We start from the raw sequence: 21,654 nt of genomic DNA, 5'->3' as shown, positions 1-21,654 counted from the left end.
GGGGTTGCATGATCGCACCCAATTGCGATCACAATGCAAGGGCTCGCGAAGGATCCAGCTCATGCCCGATTTCGGCGCCAATAATCTCGACGCCTTCTGGATGCCGTTCACGCCCAACCGGCGGTTCAAGGCCCATCCGCGCATGCTGGCGTCGGCCAAGGACATGCACTACCGCACTCCCGAGGGCCGCGAGATCCTCGACGCCACCTCGGGCCTGTGGTGCGTCAACGCCGGCCACGATCGGCCGAAAATCCGCGAGGCGATCCAGAAGCAGGCCGCCGAGATGGACTACGCCCCCTGCTTCAACATGGGCCACCCGCTGGCCTTCGCCTTCGCCAGCCAGCTGGCCCAGATCACCCCCGCCGGCCTGGACCGGATCTTCTTCACCAACAGCGGCTCGGAGTCGGTCGACACCGCCCTGAAGATTGCGCTGGCCTATCACCGCGCCCGGGGCAAGGGGACCAAGACCCGGCTGATCGGCCGCGAGCGCGGCTATCACGGCGTCGGCTTCGGCGGCATCTCGGTGGGCGGCATCCCCAAGAACCGGATGTATTTTGGCAGCCTGCTGACCGGTGTCGACCACCTGCCCCACACCCACGGCGTGGCCGGCAACCTGTTCTCGAAGGGCGAGCCCGAGCACGGCGCCCACCTCGCCGACGAGCTGGAGAAGATCGTCGCCCTGCACGACGCCTCCAACATCGCCGCCGTCATTGTCGAGCCGGTGGCGGGTTCGACCGGCGTCCTGATCCCGCCCAAGGGCTATCTGCAGCGCCTGCGGGCCATCTGCGACAAGCACGACATCCTGCTGATCTTCGACGAGGTGATCACCGGTTTCGGCCGTCTGGGCGCGCCGTTCGCCGCCGACCGCTTCGGCGTCACCCCCGACCTGATCTGCATGGCCAAGGGCTTGACCAACGCCGCCGTGCCCTGCGGCGCCGTCGCCGCCAGCGGCAGGATCTACGACGCCATGATGGAGGGCGCCGACGCCCCCATCGAGCTCTTCCACGGCTACACCTATTCGGCCCACCCGCTGGCCTGCGCGGCCGGCATCGCGACGCTGGAGACCTACAAGGAAGACGACCTCTTCGGGCGCGGCGCGGCGATGGAGGACTATTGGCGCGAGGCGATCCACGGCCTGCGTGACGCCCGCCACGTCATCGACATCCGCGACCTGGGCTTGGTCGCCGGCATCGAACTGGAGGCCCGCCCCGGCGCGCCCACGGCGCGGGCCATGGAAGTCTTCGAAGCCGCCTTCGACGCCGGCCTGCTGATCCGCGTCACGGCCGACATCATCGCCCTGTCGCCGCCGCTGATCATCGAGAAGGCCCACATCGACCAAGTGGTCGAGACGCTGCGGACCGTGCTGAACAAGGTCGACTAAGGCGCCGTCTCCAGGGCCGGCGCCGGCGACGGGTCGGACGGCCCCAAAAGCTGCAGCATTTCGCGCAGGGTCGGGGTGTCGTCGTCGCGGCGCCAGGCCAGGCCGGTCTCCAGGGTCGGCGGGGCCTTGATGTCGACATAGGCCACGCCCGCCCGCGCCAGGTTGCGCAGCGAGGCCGGCACCAGGGCCACGCCCAGACCGGCCGAGACCAGGCTGATGATGGTCTGCATCTGGATGGCCTCCTGCACCACCCGCGCGGGTCGGCCCCGGGCGGCGAAATAGCCGGTGACCAGGTCGTGGAACGCCGGGGCGACGGTGCGGGGAAAGAGGATCAACGGCGCGTCGACCAGGGCCTCCGACGCCAGGACGCCGCCCTCGACCGGCAAACGGCCATCCTCGATCCAGGCCGCCGGCGCGGCGACCACCAGGGGCTCGGACACCAGCCGCCGATAGTCCAGGGGCTGGGGAAGGGCCCTGTCGTGCGGCGGAATGATGATGCCGGCATGGCGCTCGCCGGCCAGCAGGGCGGGGATCTGCACGTCGCTGGTGGCCTCGACCAGGCGGATCTCCACGTCCGGAAAGGCGTCGGCGTAGCGGCGGACCAGATCGGGCAGGACGCTGTAGTCGGCGGTGCTGACGAACGACAGCGACAGGTGGCCGCTGACCCCGTCGCGCAGGCGGTGGGCGCCGTCCGGCAGGGCGTCGACCGCCGCCAGGGCCGCGCGCACCTGGGGCAGCCACTGCTCGCCGAAGGGGGTCAGCCGGACGCTGCGTTTGGTGCGGATGAACAGCGGTGCGCCCAGCGTCTTTTCCAGCGCCATGATCGACTGGCTCAGTGGCGGCTGGGTCATGCTCAGGCGCTCGGCGGCGCGGCCGAAATGCAGGGTGTCGGCGACCGCGGCGAAGTGGCGGAGCTGGCGAACGTCCATCTGATATTCCAAGCGACTTAATCGAGGTTTTCTAATATATTTTGAGAGCGTTGTCGGCCGCTGTAATAACCCCACGGTCAACACGAGATTTTCCCATGCCTCCCTATCGCTCGAGAACCTCCACCCACGGCCGCAACATGGCTGGCGCCCGCGGCCTGTGGCGCGCCACCGGCATGAAGGACGAGGACTTTGGCAAGCCGATCATCGCGGTGGCCAACAGCTTCACCCAGTTCGTCCCGGGGCACGTGCACCTGAAGGACCTGGGCCAGCTGGTCGCGCGCGAGATCGAGGCGGCCGGCGGCGTGGCCAAGGAATTCAACACCATCGCGGTCGACGACGGCATCGCCATGGGCCACGGCGGCATGCTGTATTCGCTGCCCAGCCGCGACCTGATCGCCGACAGCGTCGAATACATGGTCAACGCCCACTGCGCCGACGCGATGGTCTGCATCTCCAACTGCGACAAGATCACCCCCGGCATGCTGATGGCCGCCATGCGGCTGAACATTCCCGTGGTCTTCGTCTCGGGCGGGCCGATGGAGGCCGGCAAGGTGACGATCAAGGGCCAGATCCGCTCGCTGGACCTGGTCGACGCGATGGTCGTGGCCGCCGACGACAAATATACCGACGAGGAAGTCACCGCGATCGAGAAGGCCGCCTGCCCGACCTGCGGCTCGTGCTCGGGCATGTTCACCGCCAACTCGATGAACTGCCTGACCGAAGCCTTGGGCTTGTCGCTGCCCGGCAACGGCTCGGTGCTGGCCACCCACGCCGACCGCGAGGCCCTGTTCAAGGAAGCCGGCCGCCTGATCGTCGACCTCTGCCAGCGCTGGTACGAGCAGGACGACGCTACGGCCCTGCCGCGCGGCATCGCCACCCGGGCGGCGTTCGAGAACGCCATGAGCCTGGACATCGCCATGGGCGGATCGACCAACACCGTGCTGCACCTGCTGGCCGCCGCCCACGAAGGCGGGGTCGAGTTCTCGATGGCCGACATCGACCGGCTGTCGCGCCAGGTGCCCTGCCTGTGCAAGGTGGCCCCGGCCAAGGCCGACGTTCACATGGAGGACGTCCACCGCGCCGGCGGCGTGATGTCGATCCTGGGCGAGCTGGAGCGCGGCGGCCTGATCGACGCCGCCCAGCCCACCGTCCACGCCACGACCATGGCCGAAGCCCTGGGCCGCTGGGACATCGGCCGCACCAACAGCCAGACGGCCCGCGACCTGTTCAGCGCCGCGCCGGGCGGGAAGCCGACCCAGATCGCCTTCAGCCAGGCCGCGCGCTGGGAAGAACTGGACCTGGACCGCGAGAAGGGCGTGATCCGCTCGGTCGAGACCCCGTTCTCCAAGGACGGCGGCCTGGCCGTGCTGTTCGGCAACCTGGCCCCGGAAGGCTGCATCGTGAAGACCGCCGGGGTCGACGAGTCGATCCTGAAGTTCAGCGGCAAGGCCAAGGTCTTCGAGAGCCAGGACGCGGCGGTCAGCGGCATCCTGGGCGGCAAGGTCGTGGCCGGCGACGTCGTCGTCATCCGCTACGAAGGCCCCAAGGGCGGTCCGGGCATGCAGGAGATGCTGTACCCGACCACCTATCTGAAATCGAAGGGCCTGGGCGCGGCCTGCGCCCTGATCACCGACGGCCGCTTCTCGGGCGGCACCTCGGGCCTGTCGATCGGCCACGTCTCGCCCGAAGCCGGCGAAGGCGGCCTGATCGCCCTGGTCGAGACCGGCGACCCGATCGTCATCGACATCCCCAACCGCGGCATCACCCTGGACCTGCCAGACGCGGTGATCGCCGAGCGCCGCGCGGCCATGCTGGCCCGGGGCAAGGACGCCTGGAAGCCCCTGGACCGCAAGCGCGAGGTCTCCCCCGCCCTGCGCGCCTACGCGGCCATGACCACCAACGCGGCGCGCGGCGCCGTGCGCGACGTCAGCCAGGTGGAGCGGTCGTAGGACTGCACGAACCTGGAGAACCCTTGCGTCCTTCGAGGCTCGCCTGGGGGCGAGCACCTCAGGATGAGGACTCTTTGCCTTTGATCTCCTCATCCTGAGGCGCCCGCGCAGCGGGCCTCGAAGGACGCAACGCGCCACATTCAACCAATCGGTTGACTCTCTAATCTCGCACCTACATATTCAACCACATGGTTGAATTATCCGCGCCCCAGCTCGACACCGTCTTCCACGCGCTCGGCGACGCCACGCGGCGGCGGATGTTGCGCGAGCTGGCCGGCGGCGAGCGGACGGTGGGCCAGCTGGCCGAGCCGTTCTCGATATCGCTGGCGGCCGCTTCCAAGCACATCAAGGCCCTGGAAAGCGCCGGCCTGATCCGCCGCGAGGTGCGCGGCCGCACCCACCTGTGCCGCCTGGAGCCCGCGCCCCTGGCCAGCGCCCAGGAATGGCTGAGCTTCTACGAACGCTTCTGGACCAGTCGCCTCGACGTGCTCGAAGGCCTGCTGCGCCTGGACGCCGCCGCCAACGCCCCCCTTCCCTCCGGAGACGAACAATGACCGACGCCGTGACCCTGGACGCCCACGGCGTCCTGATCGAGCCCGCCACGCTGAAGATCCAGCGCCTGCTGCCGGGCCCCGTCGACCGGGTTTGGGCCTATCTGACCCAGAGCGAGCTGCGCCGCCAATGGCTGGCCTCGGGGGCGATGCAGATGGCCGTCGACTCGCCGTTCGAGTTCGTCTGGCGCAACGACGAGCTGACCGACCCGCCAGGCCAGCGGCCCGAGGGCTTTCCCACCGAGCATCGCCTGGAAAGCCGCATCCTGGCCCTCGAGCCCAACCGCAAGCTGGCCATCGCCTGGAACCAAGGCGAGGTGTCGTTCGAGCTGGAGCCTCAGGGCGAGGAGGTGCTGCTGACGGTCATCCACCGCCGCCTGCCTGACCGCTCCAGCACGCTCAATGTCAGCGCCGGCTGGCACATGCACCTGGACGTCCTGGCCGCCAAGCTGGCCGGCAAACAGCCCGCCACCACCTTCTGGGAAGGCTGGCAGGCCCTGAAGGCCGACTACGAAAAGCGCTTGCCGGAGTAGGCCTTCGAGCGCGTCGACCTTGCCTTGCCTTTCGGCGTAGGTGAGTCTGCGGCGGCTCGGGCTGCGGCCGAGTGGCGAAAATTCAAAGGTCTGACCCGATCGTGGCCCGCGGCAGCTTCCGCTTCGAACGCTTTTCCCTGGACCTGCAAGACCGCCAGCTTCGGCGCGATGACGCCCCCGTGGCCCTGAACGCCCGTTATCTGGACGCCCTGGCCCTGTTGCTGCGCGAGCATGGCCAGTTGGTCTCCAAGGACCGCTTTCTGGACGAGGTCTGGCGCGGCGCGCCGGTGACGGACGAGGCCCTGACCCAGTGCATCCGCACCCTGCGTCGGCAGCTCGGCGACGAGGCCGGCAGCCCGCGCTTCATCCAGACCGTGCCCAAGCACGGCTATCGCTTCATCGCACCGGTCGACTGGGTGGAGCACGAGCCCACCGCTCCAGCGCCCACGGCGGCGACGCCGACCGGCGTCTGGCGCAGGATCTTCGTGCTGGGCGGAGCCGGGACGGCGGGCGGCGGCTTCGCGGGCGCCGTGGGCGGCGTGCTCTACGGCCTCCTCACTTCCCACCCGCTGCATCCGGACATGGGCGCGGCGTCGGTGCTGCTGGTGCTGCTGTGCCTGACCGTGCTGGTCGGTTTGCTGGGCGGCGCGGGGGTCGGGTTCGGCGTCGCGTCCGCCAGCCTGGCGCCGGGACGGGCGTGGCTGCGGGCCCTGCTGGGCGGCGGCGGGGGCGGACTGGTGGTGGGAGCCGGAGTCAAGCTATTGGGCCTGGACGCCTTCGACCTGCTGTTCGGCCGATCGCCCGGCGATATCACCGGCGCGTTCGAGGGCTTGGCGCTGGGCGCGGCCGTCGGCCTGGGCGTCTGGCTGGCGGCGCGTGACCCAGACCGGATCGGATGGAGCCGCGGCCTGATCGCCGGCGGCCTGACAGGCGGCGTGGGGGCCCTGGCCATTATCCTGCTGGGCGGTCGGCTGATGGGCGGCAGCCTGGACCTGCTGGCCCGCAGTTTCCCAGGCTCGCGTCTGCGACTGGACGAGGTGGGAGGGCTGTTCGGCGAGGCGGGTTTCGGCCCGCTCAGCCAGGCGGTGACCGGCGCGGCAGAAGGCGCGCTGTTCGGCGCCTGCGTGGCGGCGGCCATGGCGCTGGCGGCGCGAAGCCTCGCGCGGGACGGCCACGCCGCCCCGCTGAACTGAAGGCTAGGCGGCGATCTCGCGGATGCCGGCCTGGGCCAGTAGGGACGCCATGGCGCAGTCGGCCGGCTGGCCGTCGCGGGGATAGCGGCCGGTTTCGAGAATCTTCTGCAGGTCGACCCGTGCGCGGCTGACCCGGCTCTTGATCGTGCCGATGGCCACGCCGGTGATCTCGGCGACTTCCTCGTACGAGAACCCGCCGGCGCCGACCATGACCAGCGCCTCGCGCTGGGTGTCGGGCAGCATGGCCATGGCCTGGCGAACGTCGTCGATGGCCAGGACGTCCTCGGCGTTGTTGACCGCCACCAGGGTGCGTTCGGCCTGCTCCTGGTCGAGCGGCGTCGAACGCCACGACCGGCGCTTTTCCGAATAGAACTGGTTGCGCAGGATCATGAAGGCCCAGGCGCGCAGATTGGTGCCGAGGGCGTAGCTCTCGCGGCTCTTCCAGGCCTTGGCCAGGGCTTCCTGGGCCAGGTCGTCGGCGGCGGTGGCGTCGTTGCAGAGGCTGCGCGCGAAGGCCCGCATCTGCGGGATAAGCGCGATCAGGTCGCGCTGGAAATCGGGGGCGGCGCAAGCGGTCATGGGTCGCTCCAATCAAACAGCCAGGACCGAACCTTCGCGCCCTGACAGGGACCTAACGAAGCTGGACCGTTTGGGGTTGCATCCCTCCGCCGCTTAAAGCGACGCGCAACGAAAAAAGGGGCCGCTTTCGCGACCCCTTCCAACTTCGATGAAGACGCCGATCAGGCCTCTTCGGACTCAGACGGAGTCGGCGCGCCTTCGCCGCCCTCGAAGCTGCGCGGGGCGCGGCGGCGACGGGGCTTCTTGACTTCTTCGCCGCCCTCGACGGCGGGAGCCTCCGGCGCGGCGGACGAGCGGCCCAGGAAGGCCGGGGCGTGGCTGACGGCGCCGTCCTGGCCGCGCAGCACGGGCGAACCCTCGCCGGCGCTTTCGGTCAGCGGCGTGGCCTGCGGCTCGATCACGGCCAACGGATCACGGTCGCGGGGAGCCCGTTCGCGGCGCGGGGCGCGCTCGCGGCGACCCTCGGCGACGGGCGCCTCGGCCGGAGCGGCCTCGACGGCGGCCGGACGCTCCTCGCGCACTCGGTCTTCCCGGGGGCGGTCGTCGCGATCACGGAAGCGGTCCTCTCGGGGCGCGCGCTCTTCGCGCGGGCGGTCGTCACGCGGACGATCATCACGGGGACGGTCGTCGCGGAAGCGATCCTCGCGCGGACGATCGTCACGGGGGCGATCATCGCGAGGGCGGTCGTCGCGGTTCTGGTTCTGGCCGTCACGCGGACGGTCGTCGCGGTCGCGCCAGCGGTCACGGCGGCTCTGGCCCTGCCCTTGGTTGTTCTGGTTGTTGTCGTAACGGTCGCGGTTCTGGCCGTCGCGGTTCTGATCACGCGGGCGATCGTCGCGGTTCTGGCGATCTTCGCGGGGACGGTTCTCGAACCGGTCGCGGGGACGGTCGTCGCGCTGGCCTTCGCCGTCGTCATTGCCTTCGGCGGCCGGGGTCTCGACGACTTCCGGAGCCTCCTCGGGCTCGGCCTCGAAGTCGATCTCGTACGCCGAGTAGGCGTCCTTGCCGATGATGTCGCTGACGGGACGATTCGGCTGGATGGCCCGCAGGACGCGGAAATAGTGCTCGGCGTGCTGCAGGTAGTTCTCGGCCAAAACCCGGTCGCCGGACGACGAGGCGTCGCGAGCCAGCTGCTGGTACTTCTCGTAAACGCCCTGGGCCGCGCCGCGCACCTTGACGCCTTCGGGGCCGTTCGAATCGAAGGCGCGGTTGGCGTTGTGCTGCTGAGGCTTGCCGCCATTGTTGCCGCCGCCGCGATTGTTGCGGCCGCGCTGGCGCTTCATGCCCTTGAAATCTCTCATGTTCTCTTCTGAACCTGTCCGGGTGTCAGTCTGAGCTGAGCCATCCGGTCTTGTTGGTCTCTAGTCGGGTCGAACCCTGAAAGTTCTCGAGACACTGGTTTCCGTAGAGCCCCCGCCCTGGTTCTGGCGCGGCGACCGGCTTTGGGACCGTGCGCGCCTGCCGGAGGAGCTTTACGACCGTCTTCGACGATCGCTTTTCCCGTCACCCGGCTTTTGGAGAGGAGACCTCTCTCGTCTAGCCCGTCACGTAAGGCTTTCCAAGGGATTTTTCACCCCGGCCACCACGCGGTCATGCGTCGACAGATCCTTGATAGTCCGGACCTCCATCGCGCCGGCCTGGCGGAACAGGGCTTCGACGTCGGCCGACTGGTCGTAGCCGATCTCGACGGCGAACATGCCGCCCGGCTTCAGCACCCGCAGGATCTCGGGCGCGAGCAGGCGGTAGTGGTCCAGGCCATCGGCGCCGCCATCCAGGGCCAGGCGCGGTTCGTGATCGCGAACCTCCGGCTCCAGGGTCTCGATGACGTGGGTGGCGATGTAGGGTGGGTTGGAGACCACCAGGTCGAAGCCGTTGTCGTGCAGGCCTGCCGTCCAGTCGCCGCGCAGGAAGGTGCTGCGGGTGTTGAGGTCGAGATTGGCGGCGTTCTCGCGGGCCACGGCCAGCGCCTCTTCCGAGACATCGACACCCAGGCCCTTGGCCGCCGGACGCTCGGCCAGCACCGCCAGCAGGATCGTGCCCGAGCCGACGCCCAGGTCCAGCATGTTGAAGGCCATGTTCTCCGGGAAGGCCTTCAGCACCTCGTCGACGATGACCTCGGTCTCGGGACGCGGCGTCAGGACGTTCTTGTTTACCTGCAGCAGGATCTTCCAGAACCCCTTGCGGCCGATGATGTGGCTGACCGGCTCGCGGCGGGCGCGGCGGTTCAGATAGTCGTCCAGGGTGTCCATCTGGGCCTGGGTCAGCACGCGATAGGGATCGGTGATGATCTCGGTGCGACTGACGTCGGCGGCCACCTCCAGCAGCAGGCGGGCGTCGATGGCCGGCTGGTCGATCTGAACGTTCTTCAGTCGTTCCTTGGCGGCGGTCCAGGCTTTGACGAGGGTCAGGGTCATGGGCGGGCTCTTACTCCCACAAGACAATCAAGGCGAATCTGGATTCGGCTTTTTCACCCGTTTTCCCGGCAAAAGCCGAGGGCGTGAGGGTGGGTCACGCCAACGCCAAAAGATCCCCCTCCGCCACCGCGCCGCCCTCGGTGACGTTGAGATAGATTCCGCAGAACATGTGGCCGTAGAGGTCGAAGAGGCTCTTCACCAGCTCGATGTCGCGCTCGGCGGTGACCGGGTCGACGTGGGTGGCCGCGCAGCGGACGATGGGCTTGAGCACCTCGGCGACCGCCCCGCCCACGGTCATCGTCCGCCCCGTCCAGTCATTCTCGATCCAGGCCGGCCAGCCCTCGACATAGAGGTTGGCCCTGAACCGCAAGGGATCGACAGGCACGCCGAGCCTGGCCTCTAGGTCGCGCACGCTGGCCAGGTTGACGATCGAGACGTAGCCCGAGCGGCTATCCATGAACCGGTAGGCGCCCGGGCCCTCGACCACGCGCAGCGGGCCCTTGATGTCGCCGTCGAGCAAAGCCGTCAGCCAGGCCTCGAGGCCCGCCCGCCCCGCGTTCGTGCTCAGGTCGCCGGCGAAGTCGGGCGCGCCCTCGGCCGTGCAGCGGAAGACGCCCGTCGCCTCGTCATAGGCGGTGCGGGCCTTGGCCACGGCCGGGATCTTGGCCAACACCGTGAACTTCATCTTCGAGATGTGAGCCGGCGCGGCGGGATCGAAGCCGCTGGGGCCGTCCTCCACCGCGTAGAGCCGGTCGCAGGGGAAACACGCGCCGGCCGCCAGGTCGGCCGTTTCCAGGCGCTCGGGCGTGAAGCCCTTGACGGGATGGCGATAGAGGGCGGCGATGCGGGCTTCCATGCGGCCAAGGTCGGCGACGACTCGCCGTGACGCAAGGCGGGAACGGCCCGCGTGCTCACGCTTTCCTTCCGCGGGAGGGTCCATGACCGAAGACGCCGCGCCTGACTCCGCGCCTGGACCGAAACGACCGATCCGGGGCTGGCTGGCCTCGCGTCCTTACGGCCTGACGCCGTGGATCGTGCTGCTGGCCCTGGCCCCCTTCGCTTTTCCCAAGCCCAAGGAGATCGTCCACGAAGCTCCGCCGGGCTTGTCGGAGGATCGCGTCCTGCCGCCCGACGACTTCGACCAGGCCGAGCCGATGCGCGGTCGGGCCGCGCGTCATCCGCGCCACATCCCCCTGCTGGGCTGGCGCGATATCGCCTGGCGCACCTGGCGCGAGATCACCGTCGACCGGCTGCCGGCCGTGGCCGGGGGCGTGACCTTCTACAGCCTGCTGGCCCTGTTCCCGGCCATCGGCGCCTTCGTGTCGCTGTACGGCCTCTTCGCCGATGTCGGCCAGGTGCAGAAGCAGCTGAACGAGATGTCCGGCGTCTTTCCCGCCAGCGTCATCCAGATCGTCGGCGAGCAGATGTTGCGTCTGGCCAGCCAGGAACAGACCAAGCTGGGCGCGGCCTTCATCATCAGCCTTCTGCTGTCGGTGTGGAGCGCCAACGCCAGCATGAAGGCGCTCTTCGATGGGCTGAACATCGCCTATGACGAGGAAGAGAAGCGCCACCTGGTTACGCGCACCGCCCTGACCTACCTCTTCACCCTGTGCGGGGTGCTTTACGCGGCCGCCGCGGCCGTGATCCTGATCGCCACCCCGATCCTGATGGAGCGCGCGCGCCTGTCGGCCCTGGTCGAGATCTGGGCCCCGATCCGCTGGATGCTGGTCTGGCTGATGACCGCCGTCGCGTTCGCCATCCTCTATCGCTTCGCCCCCTGCCGGGCCCGGGCCAGATGGCGATGGGTGGTGCTGGGGGCGCTGCTGGCCGCCGGCGGCTGGCTGGCCGGGTCGCTGGGCTTTTCGGTCTATCTCACCCGCGTGGCTCACTACGACGCCACCTACGGCCCGCTGGGCGCGGTGATCGCCTTCATGATCTGGATGTGGTTCTCGATCATGGCCGTGCTGGTCGGGGCCGAGTTGAACGCCGAGATCGAGCACCAGACCGCCATCGACTCGACGACCGGTCCCGAGCGTCCGATGGGCGAGCGCGGCGCGGCCATGGCCGACACGGTGGGCCTGGCCTTCCACCCCTGGGAGATGATCAAGCGCGAGGCGGGCATGGTGCGCCGCGTGGCCGGCGGGGCCTGGGGCAAGGTCCGGCGGCGCTGAGGGCTTGGAAAACCGGTCCGGCCATGGCTAGGTCCGCTGCCGTTTTTTCCGGAGCTCCACATGCTGCTCGTCGTCGCCCACGACAAGGACCTTCCCGCCGTCGCCGACCTGGTCAACCTGGCCTATCGCGGCGGCGAGGCCAGCAAGGGCTGGACGACCGAGGCGGCCTTCATGGGCGGCAAGCGCACTGACTCGGCCAGTCTGCGCGCCGACCTGGCCGCCAAGCCGGGCGCGGTGATCCTGACCCTGCGCGACAACGAATACGACCGTCCCTTCGCCTGCGTCTGGCTGGAGCCGCAGGCCGACGACGTCTGGCTGCTGGGCATGCTGGCCGTCGACCCCCACCGCCAGGACAGCGGCGCCGGGCGCGCCCTGATCGAGACGAGCGAGGCCTATGTCCGCGCCCGCGGCGGCAAGCTCCTGAAGCTGACGGTGATCGACATCCGCGACACCCTGATCGCCTGGTACGAGCGGCGGGGCTTCCAGCGAGCCGGCTTCGAGCCCTTCCCCTACAACGACCGCCGGATCGGCGACACCACCAGCGAGCTGAAGTTCGCGGTGATGGAAAAGGCGCTGTAGCGGCGCGTCGCCACGGTGCGGGATTTGGCGTTTACCTCGCCCGCGACAGGGGCCAATAAGGATGGGCGGCGAAGTGTTCGTCGCCTGATTTGCCAGCCTGTTTCGAGAGTTAGACGCCCGTGCCGGACGCAGGCCAACAAGGCCTACCCACCCAAGATCCGCTGGTCCTGCGCCGCCGGCTGAAGTGGCTGGCCGCCGGCCTGGCGCCGCTCCTGCTGCTGGGCGCGTTCCTGTGGCCCCATTCAAAGACCGGCGGCCCTAAAGCCCGGACCTCGATCCCCGCCGCCGCGCCGCTGGTCTTGCCGACCAAGCCGGCCGACTGGCGCGGCAAGATCGACTATCGCGCGCTGGACGGACGGCTGAACGCCATGATGACCGACCCGTCGATGGAGGGGCTGGCGATCGCCGTCGTCGAGGACGGCCGGCTGTCGTTCGTCCATGGGTATGGCCTGACCTCGGCCGAGCACGGCCAACCCGTCGACGCCCGCACGGTGTTCCGCTGGGCCTCGTTGTCGAAGACGGTTTCGGGCACGCTCAGCGCCCGGCTGGCGGCTGACGGCGTGTTCTCGCTGACTGATCCGCTGGAGCTCTTCCACACCAGCCTGCGCCTGCCCGGCGACGCTCAGCGCGGCCTGACGGTGGAGCAGCTGCTGTCGCAGCGCACGGGCCTGCCCAAGAACGCCTATGACGACCGGCTGGAGGACGGCCAGGACCCGGCCGCGATCCGCGCCGCCCTGGGCGCGGTGCCGGAGGCCTGCGCGCCCGGCACCTGCCACAGCTACCAGAACGTCGCCTACGACACGATCAGCGAGGTCATCCGCGCCCGCACCGGCGAGGCCTATGACGCCACCGTGCAGCGCCGCCTGTTCGCGCCGCTGGGCATGACCAGCGCCACGATCGGCGCGGCGGGCCTGACCGGCGCCGCCGAATGGGCCCGTCCGCATCGCAACGGCAAGACCCTGACGATGTCCGAGGCCTATTACCGGGTGCCGGCGGCGGCGGGGGTGAACTCCACCATCGTCGATCTGGCGCTTTGGATGCAGGCCCAGATGGGACTGCGGCCCGATGTGCTGCCGGCCCCGATCCTGGCCGCCGTCCAGCAGCCTCGGGTCAACACCGCCCGCCCCTACGGCCGGCTGTCGATCGGGCGGGAGCTGAAGAACGCCGGCTATGGCCTGGGCATGCGCAGCTTCACCTACAAGGGCCACCGCCTGATCGGCCACAGCGGCGGGGTGTCGGGCTATCGCTCGACCATGATGTTCGATCCCGCGACCAGGACCGGCGTGGTGATGCTGTGGAACAGCGACGCCAACCTGCCCTTCCGCTTCCAGGCCGAGGTGTTCGACCGCGCTTATGGCCTGCCGTTCACCGACTGGCTGGAGTTGAAGGACGCCCCGGCCACGACGGCGATCGCGCAAGCGCGCGTCCCGGGGTGAGGTCGGCGGCCGGTCGAGCAGGCCAGTCCTCCCAGACCCAGCAAACGACTCGGTAGGCAGGAGCCCAGCAGGCGCGAAGGGCGAGCGACGCTCCAAACCACACTTGACGCCCACTCGTGACATTTGTAGCGTACTCACTACATAATGCCGTGAGCCGCCGTGACCGACCCCTCCGATCTTGAACTCGAAGTCCTGAAGGCCTTCTGGCGCGGCGGCGCGATGAGCGCTCGCGAGGCCCAGTCCTTGATCGCCCCCGAACTGGGCTGGACGCCGTCGACCACCCGCACGGTGATCGAGCGCATGGTGGCCAAGGGCCTGTTGGTGAGGAAATCGGTGCATGGCTTGGCCGTCTACGAGGCCCACAAGGCCAAGGTCGACGTGATCGGCGGCGTGCTGAAGCGCCTGCGCGGCCTGCTGGAGATCGACGGCCGCCTGCCCGCCTCGGCCTTCGCCGGCAGCCAGATCCTGTCGGCCGACGAGATCGCCGAACTCGAGACCTTGCTGAACGCCACGTTGGATCCGGACAAGCCGTCATGAGCGCGCTGCTGACCTCGACCGCCATCGGCCTGCTGGCCGCCTGGCCCGCCGCCGGCCTGGGCTGGGCCCTGGGCAAGACCGCCGACGCCGTCACAGACGATCCGGGCCCGCGCGCCAAGACCTGGGCCCTGGCCCGCGCTCTGCCCTTCGCCACCCTGAGCCTGCTGGCGCTGGCCTCGCAGATCCCGGCCAGCGTCGCCCCGCCGGTGGTCGAAACCTTCGCCGCTCCGGAGACGGTCGCCAAGGCTCAGGCCGTGGGCCAGGCCATCGCCGCCCAGGCTCCGGCCCTCCCCGACCTGCCCAACCTATTCGAACTGGGCGCCGCCGCCCTGATCGCCGTCTCGCTCACCGGTCTCGCCGTCGCCGCCATGCGTCAAGGCGTGGGCTTGAAGCGACTGGCCAGGATCGTGCGCGACGCTCGTCCCGCGTCCGCCGCGCTGTCACGGGCGACCCAGGCCGCCGCCGCTCGCCTGGGCGTGACCGCGCCGCCGGTGCTGCTCAGCGACGCGGTCGACCAGCCGCTGCTGGCCGGCCTGCGCCGTCCGGCCATCCTGCTGCCGTCGCCTCTGGCCGACAGCTTGGACGTCGAGCGCCTGACCCTGATCTGCGCCCATGAGCTGGCGCATCTGAAGCGCCGCGACAACTGGCGGCTGCTGGCCGAAAGCGTACTGGGCGGCCTGTTCTGGATGGTCCCGCCGGCGATCACCTTGCGCGCCCGGGCCGACGCCGCCCGCGAGGAGCTGTGCGATCGTCTGGCCCTGCGCGACGCCCCGCCCCAGGCCCGTCGCGCCTATGCCGACAGCCTGATCCAGGTGCTGCGCCTGCGCGCCGCGCCCTCGCTCCACCCCGCCTTCACCGGCAAGGAAGGACACCCGACCGTCATGCGCCTGAAAGCCATCCTCGAACCCCGCCGCCCCGCCGCTCTGGCCCGTCAAGCGGTCCTGACCATGATGGGCGCATTGGCCCTGGCCGCCGTCGGCGCCTGCTCGTTCGCCGCCGCCGAACATCGCGAAGGCGGCCATGCGGTGAACCGGACCACGATCCGTTCCGACGAAAAAGGGCGGCGCATCGACGTGGAGATCACCGGCGCCTACGCCCAGATCCTGGGCAAGGACGTCTCGGCCTATGAAGGCGATGTCCGCATGAAGGTCCGGCAGAAATCTCCGGCTGTGGTCATCCTGGTCGACGGCCGCGCCGCGCCGGCCGACTTCGCTCCGGACCGCCTGCCCCCTGGCGCGATCAAGCGCGTGGTGGTCACCAACCGTCTCGATGGCGAGCACACCAACGTCACGTTGGACGTCACCCTGGCCAAGTCGGGTCCTGAGGCCGGAAGCAGCTCGATCCCGTCCGCCGCCGCAAAGCCGCAGGAATCTTTCGGCGACGTGAAACGGCTTTCGCAACACCCCGCGATCCTGTCCGGCGCCGCGCACCCGACCTATCTGCTCAATGGCGTGAGGCAGCCGGCCGGGTTCGACCCCGACACGGTCCCGCTCGACAGCATCGCGGGCCTGGATGTGACCAGCAAGGGCCGCGAGAAGGATCTCACCACCGTGGTCAAGATCGTCACCAAGCCGCTCTAGGTCCAAACGCCTGCAATCTCGGAAATGACACCGGTGGACAAAGCCATTTTCCACCGGCATTTTCGCCCCGAACCTTCAGGCGGCGCATCAGACGCCGCCGGTCCGTCGGGGATGAAACACAGCATGCGCCGCCACCTTCAGAACGCCGCCGGGCTCGTCGCCCTGGCTCTCGCCGCAACGGCCTGCGCGACGGGACCGTCCGTCGCCGCCCCGAAGGATGTCGTCGCCTTCCCCGGCGCCGAGGGCGCGGGTCGCCTCTCGGTCGGCGGTCGCGGCGGGGCGGTGCTCCGGGTGACCAACCTGGACGACGCCGGTCCCGGCTCCCTGCGCGCCGCGATCGAGGCCAAGGGCCCGCGCACCGTGGTCTTCGACGTGGCCGGTACGATCCAGCTGAAGAGCGAGCTGAAGATCGCCAACGGCCAGATCACCATCGCCGGCCAGACCGCGCCGGGCGGCGGGATCACGGTCCGCGACCACACCCTGGTCGTCGCGGCCGACGACGTGATCATCCGCTTCATCCGCTCGCGCCTGGGGGCCGAGAGCAAGACCGAGGGCGACGCCATCTGGATCGCCAAGGGCCGCAGGATCATCCTCGACCACGTCTCGGCCAGCTGGTCGGTGGACGAGACCCTCTCGGCCTCGGCCCGTTTCGACAATCCCGACCAGGGCTTCTATGACCTGACCGTGCAGTGGTCGGTGATCGCCGAAAGCCTGGCCCACTCGATCCACGTCAAGGGCGACCACGGCTATGGCAGCCTGATCCGCGGCGGCAAGGGTTCAAAAATCACCTTCCACCACAATCTGTGGGCCAACCACATGGCCCGCATGCCGCGTCCGGGCAATTACGACGCCCCCGAGAAGGACCCGCTCGGGGCCTTCATCGAGTTCCGCTCCAACATCTTCTACAACTGGGGCAAGGGCTATGCGGGCTACGACGCCGACAAGGCCGCGCTGGTGGCCTACAACTTCGTCGACAACAGCTACGTGGCCGGGCCCAATTCCGAGAAGATGGTGGCCTTCCAGGAGAGCAACACGCTGGCCAAGGCCTACTTTGCCGGCAACAGCATGAACGGCGAGATCCCCGCCGATCCGTGGAGCCTGGTCACCGGCGTCCAGGCCGAGGGCTACCGCCAGACCGCCCCGATCGACATCGCGCCGATCACGCCCGAACCGGCGGCCAGCGCCTATGGCCGCATCCTGGCCGCCGCCGGAGCCTCGGTCAGCCGCGACGCGGTCGACCTGCGGGTGATCGAGGGCGTGAAGACCCGAACCGGCAAGGTCATCAACAACGAACAGGACGTCGGCGGCTGGCCCGCCCTGGCGACTGGCAAGGCGGCGCTCGACACCGACGGCGACGGCATGCCCGACGCCTGGGAGACGGCGCACGGCTTCAACCCGAAGAAGGCCGACGGCGCGGCGCTGGCCAAGGATGGCTCGGGCTGGACGAACCTGGAGCTCTATCTGGCCGATGCGGCGAAGGTGCGGGGCTGAACACTCGCCCCCACCGGATCGCTTCGCGATCGTCCGCCCCCATAGGGGGCGGATGAACCGACCTCATCTTCCCCCTATGGGGGAGGAGCGCGAAGCGCGGAGGGGGCGAGCGCGCAATCACCGACCCGCCTTTGCCCGCCTGCGCGCTTTCCGCTAGAAGCGCCGCCATGTCGCACAACACCTTCGGTCACCTGTTCCGCGTCACCACCTGGGGCGAAAGCCATGGGCCGGCGCTTGGCTGCGTCGTCGACGGCGTGCCGCCCGGCCTGGCCATCACGGCCGAGATGATCCAGGGCTTCCTCGACAAGCGCCGCCCCGGCCAGGGCAAGTTCGTCACCCAGCGCCAGGAGCCGGACGCTGTGCGCATCCTGTCGGGGGTGTTCGAGGACGAGCGCACAGACGGCCTGCGCACCACCGGCACGCCGATCAGCCTGATGATCGAGAACACCGACCAGCGGTCCAAGGACTATGGCGAGATCGCCCAGGCCTTCCGGCCGGGCCACGCCGACTATCCCTATTTCGCCAAGTACGGCGTGCGCGACTACCGCGGCGGCGGCCGCAGTTCGGCCCGCGAGACCGCCGCCCGCGTGGCCGCCGGCGCCGTGGCCCGGCTGGTGATCCCTGGCGTGACGGTTCGCGCGGCCCTGGTCCAGATCGGCCCGCACGCGATCGATCGCGCCAATTGGGATTGGGACCAGACGACCGAGAACCCCTACTGGTCGCCCGACGCGGCGATCATCCCCGTCTGGGAAGAGCACCTGGAGAAGATCCGTAAGGCCGGCTCCTCGACCGGGGCCGTCGTCGAGGTCGAGGCCACGGGCGTGCCCGCCGGCTGGGGCGCGCCGCTCTATGGCAAGCTCGACGCCGAACTAGCCGCCGCCCTGATGTCGATCAACGCCGCCAAGGGCGTCGAGATCGGCGAAGGCTTCGCCAGCGCGGCCCTGACCGGCGAGGACAACGCCGACCAGATGCGGATGGGCAATGACGGCCCGGTGTTCCTGACCAACCACGCCGGCGGCGTGCTGGGCGGCCTGTCGACCGGCCAGCCGGTGGTGGCCCGCGTGGCCTTCAAGCCGACGTCCTCGATCCTGATCCCGCGCGAGACGGTCAACGAGGCGGGCCAGGACATCGAGCTGCGCACCAAGGGCCGCCACGACCCCTGCGTCGGCATCAGAGGGGTGCCGGTGGTCGAGGCCATGACCGCCTGCGTGCTGGCCGACGCCTTCCTGCGCCACCGCGCCCAGACCGGCGGCGGGGCCTTCCAGCCTGGCCAAGAGGGTCGGATCTAGAACGGGCATCGATCGATACCGGAAACGGCGGGCCGCTCCGTCAAAACGCTCGGCGGGGCGGCTTGACCTTCCACATTGCAAAACTGTAATGCTTCCGGCAGGCGAATAACCTTGGGGAAATTCCCCAAAAGGTTGCAAGGGCAAGCCTTGGGGGAAGACAGCAGCGCGTGCGTTTCGATCCGCTGAAAATCCTGCTGGTCGACGACAACAGCCACATGCGGCTGCTGCTGACCGAGATGCTGCGCGCCATCGGCGTGCGCCACATCTTCGAGGCGCTGGACGGCATGGAGGCGCTGGCCCTGATGCGTCGCGTGCCGATCGACATCGTCATCAGCGACCTGAAGATGGGCGGCCTGGGCGGCATCGACTTCGTCAACCAGCTCCGCCGCTCGCCCGACAGCCCCAACCCGTTCGCCCCGGTGATCATGCTGACCGGCCACTCGACGGCGCGCCGCGTGCAGGACGCCCGCGACGCGGGGGTCAACGAGTTCCTGACCAAGCCGGTGACAGGCCGCGCTCTGGTCCACCGCCTGACCCTGCTGATCGACCAGCCCCGCGCCTATGTGCGCAGCGGCGACTATTTCGGCCCGGACCGTCGCCGCCGCGTCGCCGACGACCACAAGGGGCCGTGGCGCCGCGACGAGGACGCCATCGCCATCTGAGGTGCGACAATCCGCGCGGGCCGGACGCCAGGCGCTCACGCAGCCTTAAGACCTGTTAGCCATGATGAAGCCGTTGTCCTTCGCCATGAGCCCATCATGACCCGCGCCAAACAGCTCCTCTCCGTCGCCGCCGTCGTCACGCTCGGCCTGAGCCTGCAGGGCTGCATGGCGGCCAGCGCGGTCGGCACCGTCGCCGGCACCGCGATCGGCGTCACCGGAGCCGTAGTCGGCGGCGCGGCCAAGGTCGGCGGCAAGGCCGTGGTGGCCACCGGCAAGGCGGTCATCCCCGGCGAAAGCGACAAGGATCGCGAGAAGCGCGAATACGACGAGTGGAAGCGCTCGCGCTGATCCCAGCCCCTAGAGGTTGAGCGCGCAGCTCTCGCCGATGGTCGGGCGCGAGATCACCACGCGCGACAGGCCGGGAAACGCCGGCGTCAGGCGCTCGGCGAAATAGAGGCAGATGCGCTCCAGGGTCGGGCTTTCCAGACCGGGGCGATCGTTCAGCAGGCCATGATCCAGCTCGGTGGCCACCGCCTTGAGCGCGGCGTCCAGGCCATCCAGGTCGGCGACCCAGCCGGCATCCTGCATCGTCCCCTTCACGCTGGCTTCCACCTTGAACGAGTGGCCGTGCAGCTTGCGGTAGCGATGGTCGGCGGGACCTTGCTCGATGTAATGCGCCGCGTCGAAATGCGCGGCCTTCGTGATCTCGAAGACGGGCTTCATCTGTTGCTTCTTTGACTAGGCCTGGGAGGCTCTAGCGCAACGACCCTGTCACCAAGTCGAGCGCCTTATCCGTCAGGGCAGGCCGAGATATTTGTGCGTTTGGACGCTTAAACGCCATTGAGGGTGGGAAAGGCAATAGGCGACCGCCAATTGCGTGTTCCGCTCGCGGTCCGGGCCGTCCATCGGCTGCAGGTAGAAACGCTCGAAATCCAGGCCCGCGAAACGCTCCGGAAGCGCCTTGTCCTGCGGATAGACCAGTTTCAGCTCCTGGCCCTTGGTCTGCACGACCGGCGCGTCGGCCTTGGGGCTGACGCAAACCCAGTCGATCCCCTCGGGCGCGACGACGGTGCCGTTGCTCTCGCAGGCGATTATGAAGCCCCGGGCGTGAAGGGCGTCGATGGCGGCCTGGTCCAGTTGCAGCAGCGGCTCGCCGCCGGTGCAGACCACCAGGCGATCGTCCGGGCCGCCGGTCCATTGGGCCTCGACCGCGTCTGCCAGGGCTTCGGCCGTGGGGAACTTGCCGCCGTTCTCGCCGTCGGTCCCGACGAAGTCGGTGTCGCAGAAGGTGCAGACGGCCTTGTGGCGGTCCTGCTCGCGCCCGGTCCACAGGTTGCAGCCGGAAAAGCGGCAGAACACCGCCGCCTTGCCTGCCTGGCCGCCCTCGCCCTGTAGGGTCAGGAAGATCTCCTTGACGGTGTAGGTCATCGGACCGCTACCTGGGCCCGTCCTCGTCCTTCGACAAGCTCAGGATGAGGACGACTGCGGATGGCCAGACTGAAAACCTCACCCTGAGCCTGTCGAAGGGCGAGGTTTTCACGCACCGAGCACCTCCCGGCCCGCCGCGTCCCATTCCTCATAGCCCTTCTGGCGCAGGTCGCAGGCCGGGCAGTCACCGCAGCCGTGGCCCCAGGGGTGAAGGTCGCCGCGTTCGCCCTGATAGCAGGTGTGGCTCTCGACCACGATCAGGTCGACGAGGTCCTCGCCGCCCAGCGTCTTGGCCAGGGCCCAGGTCTCGGCCTTGGTCAGCTTCATCAGCGGGGTCTCGACCCGGAAGTCGCGGTCCATGCCCAGGTTCAGGGCCGACTGCATGGCGTCCAGCGTGTCGCGCCGACAATCGGGATAGCCCGAGAAGTCGGTCTCGCACATGCCGCCGACCAGGGCGTTCAGGCCCCGGCGGTCGGCCAGGGCGGCCGCGTAGATCAGGAACACGAGGTTGCGGCCCGGCACGAAGGTCGAGGGCAGGCCGCGCTCGGTCATCTCGATGGCGCGATCGTCGGTCAGGGCCGACTGGGCCACCGCGCCGAAACTCCGGATGTCCAGCACGTGGTCCTCGCCCAGGCGCTGCGCCCAATGCGGGAAGCGCGCGGCGATCTGGTGACGCACGGCCACGCGCGCCTCCATCTCGACGACATGGCGCTGGCCGTAGTCGAAGCCGACCGTCTCGACGCGGTCGTAGCGCTCCAGCGCCCAGGCCAGGCAGACGCTGCTGTCCTGGCCGCCGGAGAACAGCACCAGGGCGGCGTCAGTCATGAACGGATCTCCGGCTCGGCGCGCGCCGAGCGGCTTGAAGGTCGAAAAGGCAAACCATGGCCTCCCTCTACACGAGGCGGCGTCGGCTCGAAACGCCCGAGGCGGCGCGACGTCGTTTCCGCGCGCC

22 protein-coding genes are annotated in these 21,654 nt (G+C 69.2%); 14 read left to right on the top strand and 8 right to left on the bottom strand.

Annotated features, from left to right (window positions below):
* Positions 1-61: 61 nt before the first annotated feature.
* Positions 62-1,381 (top strand): omega-aminotransferase AptA, encoded by a 1,320-nt coding sequence (gene aptA / locus AC1RUS_RS00330; RefSeq protein WP_492911887.1) that lies wholly within the window; start codon positions 62-64, stop codon positions 1,379-1,381.
* Here the strand turns inward: aptA and AC1RUS_RS00325 are convergent.
* Entirely contained in the window at positions 1,378-2,310 is a 933-nt protein-coding gene (locus tag AC1RUS_RS00325) for a LysR family transcriptional regulator (protein WP_492911885.1), read from the bottom strand. The two genes, aptA and AC1RUS_RS00325, sit on opposite strands and share 4 nt — an antisense overlap.
* 95 nt (positions 2,311-2,405) lie before the next feature.
* Here AC1RUS_RS00325 and ilvD point away from each other — a divergent pair, with 95 nt between their 5' ends.
* The 4 genes from ilvD (at position 2,406) to AC1RUS_RS00305 (ending at position 6,536) form a co-directional block, all read left to right on the top strand.
* Positions 2,406-4,259 carry a dihydroxy-acid dehydratase gene (ilvD, locus tag AC1RUS_RS00320; RefSeq protein ID WP_492911883.1) on the top strand — a complete coding sequence of 618 codons (1,854 nt, stop codon included), beginning with the start codon at positions 2,406-2,408 and terminating at the stop codon, positions 4,257-4,259.
* A gap of 188 nt (positions 4,260-4,447) precedes the next feature.
* Complete coding sequence (locus tag AC1RUS_RS00315; protein ID WP_492911881.1) at positions 4,448-4,813, top strand: ArsR/SmtB family transcription factor; 366 nt, start codon at positions 4,448-4,450, stop codon at positions 4,811-4,813.
* Entirely contained in the window at positions 4,810-5,343 is a 534-nt protein-coding gene (locus AC1RUS_RS00310; RefSeq protein WP_492911879.1) for an SRPBCC family protein, read from the top strand. Before AC1RUS_RS00315 ends, AC1RUS_RS00310 begins: the two co-directional genes overlap by 4 nt.
* Positions 5,344-5,444: 101 nt before the next feature.
* Positions 5,445-6,536: a winged helix-turn-helix domain-containing protein gene (locus AC1RUS_RS00305; RefSeq protein ID WP_492911877.1), complete on the top strand. Its 1,092-nt coding sequence runs from the start codon at positions 5,445-5,447 to the stop codon at positions 6,534-6,536.
* A gap of 3 nt (positions 6,537-6,539) precedes the next feature.
* Here AC1RUS_RS00305 and AC1RUS_RS00300 read toward each other — a convergent pair whose 3' ends face one another.
* The 4 genes from AC1RUS_RS00300 to AC1RUS_RS00285 all read right to left on the bottom strand — a co-directional run bounded on the left by AC1RUS_RS00300 (position 6,540) and on the right by AC1RUS_RS00285 (position 10,385).
* Complete coding sequence (locus AC1RUS_RS00300) at positions 6,540-7,115, bottom strand: sigma-70 family RNA polymerase sigma factor (RefSeq protein WP_492911875.1); 576 nt, start codon at positions 7,113-7,115, stop codon at positions 6,540-6,542.
* A gap of 161 nt (positions 7,116-7,276) precedes the next feature.
* Positions 7,277-8,416, bottom strand: a complete 1,140-nt coding sequence (locus AC1RUS_RS00295) for a DUF4167 domain-containing protein (RefSeq protein ID WP_492911873.1) — start codon at positions 8,414-8,416, stop codon at positions 7,277-7,279.
* 243 nt (positions 8,417-8,659) lie between these two features.
* Positions 8,660-9,529: a peptide chain release factor N(5)-glutamine methyltransferase gene (prmC, locus tag AC1RUS_RS00290; RefSeq protein ID WP_492911871.1), complete on the bottom strand. Its 870-nt coding sequence runs from the start codon at positions 9,527-9,529 to the stop codon at positions 8,660-8,662.
* Between the two features lie 94 nt (positions 9,530-9,623).
* Entirely contained in the window at positions 9,624-10,385 is a 762-nt protein-coding gene (locus AC1RUS_RS00285; protein ID WP_492911869.1) for an MOSC domain-containing protein, read from the bottom strand.
* An 82-nt stretch (positions 10,386-10,467) separates the two neighbouring features.
* Between AC1RUS_RS00285 and AC1RUS_RS00280 the strand changes: the two genes are divergently transcribed.
* The 9 genes from AC1RUS_RS00280 (at position 10,468) to AC1RUS_RS00240 (ending at position 19,622) form a co-directional block, all read left to right on the top strand.
* The gene (locus tag AC1RUS_RS00280; protein ID WP_492911867.1) at positions 10,468-11,700 is read left to right on the top strand and encodes a YihY/virulence factor BrkB family protein; all 1,233 of its coding nucleotides are present in this window, start codon (positions 10,468-10,470) and stop codon (positions 11,698-11,700) included.
* 60 nt (positions 11,701-11,760) lie between these two features.
* Positions 11,761-12,279 (top strand): GNAT family N-acetyltransferase, encoded by a 519-nt coding sequence (locus AC1RUS_RS00275; protein ID WP_492911865.1) that lies wholly within the window; start codon positions 11,761-11,763, stop codon positions 12,277-12,279.
* Positions 12,280-12,398: 119 nt separating this feature from the next.
* Positions 12,399-13,715: a serine hydrolase domain-containing protein gene (locus AC1RUS_RS00270; protein WP_492911863.1), complete on the top strand. Its 1,317-nt coding sequence runs from the start codon at positions 12,399-12,401 to the stop codon at positions 13,713-13,715.
* A gap of 159 nt (positions 13,716-13,874) precedes the next feature.
* Positions 13,875-14,252, top strand: coding sequence for a BlaI/MecI/CopY family transcriptional regulator (locus AC1RUS_RS00265; RefSeq protein ID WP_492911861.1), 378 nt, complete (start codon positions 13,875-13,877; stop codon positions 14,250-14,252).
* Positions 14,249-15,832, top strand: a complete 1,584-nt coding sequence (locus AC1RUS_RS00260; protein ID WP_492911859.1) for a M56 family metallopeptidase — start codon at positions 14,249-14,251, stop codon at positions 15,830-15,832. The genes AC1RUS_RS00265 and AC1RUS_RS00260 overlap by 4 nt, the downstream gene beginning before the upstream one ends.
* 123 nt (positions 15,833-15,955) lie before the next feature.
* Complete coding sequence (locus AC1RUS_RS00255) at positions 15,956-17,323, top strand: pectate lyase (protein WP_492911857.1); 1,368 nt, start codon at positions 15,956-15,958, stop codon at positions 17,321-17,323.
* 167 nt (positions 17,324-17,490) lie between these two features.
* Positions 17,491-18,612, top strand: coding sequence for a chorismate synthase (gene aroC / locus AC1RUS_RS00250; RefSeq protein ID WP_492911855.1), 1,122 nt, complete (start codon positions 17,491-17,493; stop codon positions 18,610-18,612).
* Positions 18,613-18,779: 167 nt separating this feature from the next.
* On the top strand, positions 18,780-19,274 hold the full coding sequence (locus AC1RUS_RS00245; RefSeq protein ID WP_492911853.1) for a response regulator: 495 nt from the start codon (positions 18,780-18,782) through the stop codon (positions 19,272-19,274).
* A gap of 96 nt (positions 19,275-19,370) precedes the next feature.
* A complete protein-coding gene (locus AC1RUS_RS00240; RefSeq protein WP_492911851.1) occupies positions 19,371-19,622 on the top strand; it encodes a hypothetical protein in 252 nt (83 codons plus the stop codon).
* A 9-nt stretch (positions 19,623-19,631) separates the two neighbouring features.
* Here AC1RUS_RS00240 and AC1RUS_RS00235 read toward each other — a convergent pair whose 3' ends face one another.
* The 3 genes from AC1RUS_RS00235 to queC form a co-directional block, all read right to left on the bottom strand.
* Positions 19,632-19,997: a 6-pyruvoyl trahydropterin synthase family protein gene (locus AC1RUS_RS00235; protein ID WP_492911849.1), complete on the bottom strand. Its 366-nt coding sequence runs from the start codon at positions 19,995-19,997 to the stop codon at positions 19,632-19,634.
* Positions 19,998-20,069: 72 nt separating this feature from the next.
* Complete coding sequence (gene queE, locus AC1RUS_RS00230) at positions 20,070-20,702, bottom strand: 7-carboxy-7-deazaguanine synthase (protein WP_492911847.1); 633 nt, start codon at positions 20,700-20,702, stop codon at positions 20,070-20,072.
* A 108-nt stretch (positions 20,703-20,810) separates the two neighbouring features.
* The gene (gene queC, locus AC1RUS_RS00225) at positions 20,811-21,527 is read right to left on the bottom strand and encodes a 7-cyano-7-deazaguanine synthase QueC (protein ID WP_492911845.1); all 717 of its coding nucleotides are present in this window, start codon (positions 21,525-21,527) and stop codon (positions 20,811-20,813) included.
* Between the last annotated feature and the right edge of the window lie 127 nt (positions 21,528-21,654).

This window comes from Caulobacter sp. GW821-FHT10F06 (genome assembly GCF_058809215.1).
Note: the sequence above shows the minus strand (reverse complement) of the source record. Positions and strands in the feature narration are given on the sequence as shown.

Bases quoted from the DNA above. Each gene is read 5' to 3' on its own strand.
- aptA (WP_492911887.1), top strand. From the start codon at position 62: ATGCCCGATTTCGGCGCCAATAATCTCGACGCCTTCTGGATGCCGTTC.
- AC1RUS_RS00325 (WP_492911885.1), bottom strand. From the start codon at position 2,310: ATGGACGTTCGCCAGCTCCGCCACTTCGCCGCGGTCGCCGACACCCTG.
- ilvD (WP_492911883.1), top strand. From the start codon at position 2,406: ATGCCTCCCTATCGCTCGAGAACCTCCACCCACGGCCGCAACATGGCT.
- AC1RUS_RS00315 (WP_492911881.1), top strand. From the start codon at position 4,448: ATGGTTGAATTATCCGCGCCCCAGCTCGACACCGTCTTCCACGCGCTC.
- AC1RUS_RS00310 (WP_492911879.1), top strand. From the start codon at position 4,810: ATGACCGACGCCGTGACCCTGGACGCCCACGGCGTCCTGATCGAGCCC.
- AC1RUS_RS00300 (WP_492911875.1), bottom strand. From the start codon at position 7,115: ATGACCGCTTGCGCCGCCCCCGATTTCCAGCGCGACCTGATCGCGCTT.
- AC1RUS_RS00295 (WP_492911873.1), bottom strand. From the start codon at position 8,416: ATGAGAGATTTCAAGGGCATGAAGCGCCAGCGCGGCCGCAACAATCGC.
- prmC (WP_492911871.1), bottom strand. From the start codon at position 9,529: ATGACCCTGACCCTCGTCAAAGCCTGGACCGCCGCCAAGGAACGACTG.
- AC1RUS_RS00285 (WP_492911869.1), bottom strand. From the start codon at position 10,385: ATGGAAGCCCGCATCGCCGCCCTCTATCGCCATCCCGTCAAGGGCTTC.
- AC1RUS_RS00280 (WP_492911867.1), top strand. From the start codon at position 10,468: ATGACCGAAGACGCCGCGCCTGACTCCGCGCCTGGACCGAAACGACCG.
- AC1RUS_RS00275 (WP_492911865.1), top strand. From the start codon at position 11,761: ATGCTGCTCGTCGTCGCCCACGACAAGGACCTTCCCGCCGTCGCCGAC.
- AC1RUS_RS00260 (WP_492911859.1), top strand. From the start codon at position 14,249: ATGAGCGCGCTGCTGACCTCGACCGCCATCGGCCTGCTGGCCGCCTGG.
- AC1RUS_RS00255 (WP_492911857.1), top strand. From the start codon at position 15,956: ATGCGCCGCCACCTTCAGAACGCCGCCGGGCTCGTCGCCCTGGCTCTC.
- aroC (WP_492911855.1), top strand. From the start codon at position 17,491: ATGTCGCACAACACCTTCGGTCACCTGTTCCGCGTCACCACCTGGGGC.
- AC1RUS_RS00240 (WP_492911851.1), top strand. From the start codon at position 19,371: ATGACCCGCGCCAAACAGCTCCTCTCCGTCGCCGCCGTCGTCACGCTC.
- AC1RUS_RS00235 (WP_492911849.1), bottom strand. From the start codon at position 19,997: ATGAAGCCCGTCTTCGAGATCACGAAGGCCGCGCATTTCGACGCGGCG.
- queE (WP_492911847.1), bottom strand. From the start codon at position 20,702: ATGACCTACACCGTCAAGGAGATCTTCCTGACCCTACAGGGCGAGGGC.
- queC (WP_492911845.1), bottom strand. From the start codon at position 21,527: ATGACTGACGCCGCCCTGGTGCTGTTCTCCGGCGGCCAGGACAGCAGC.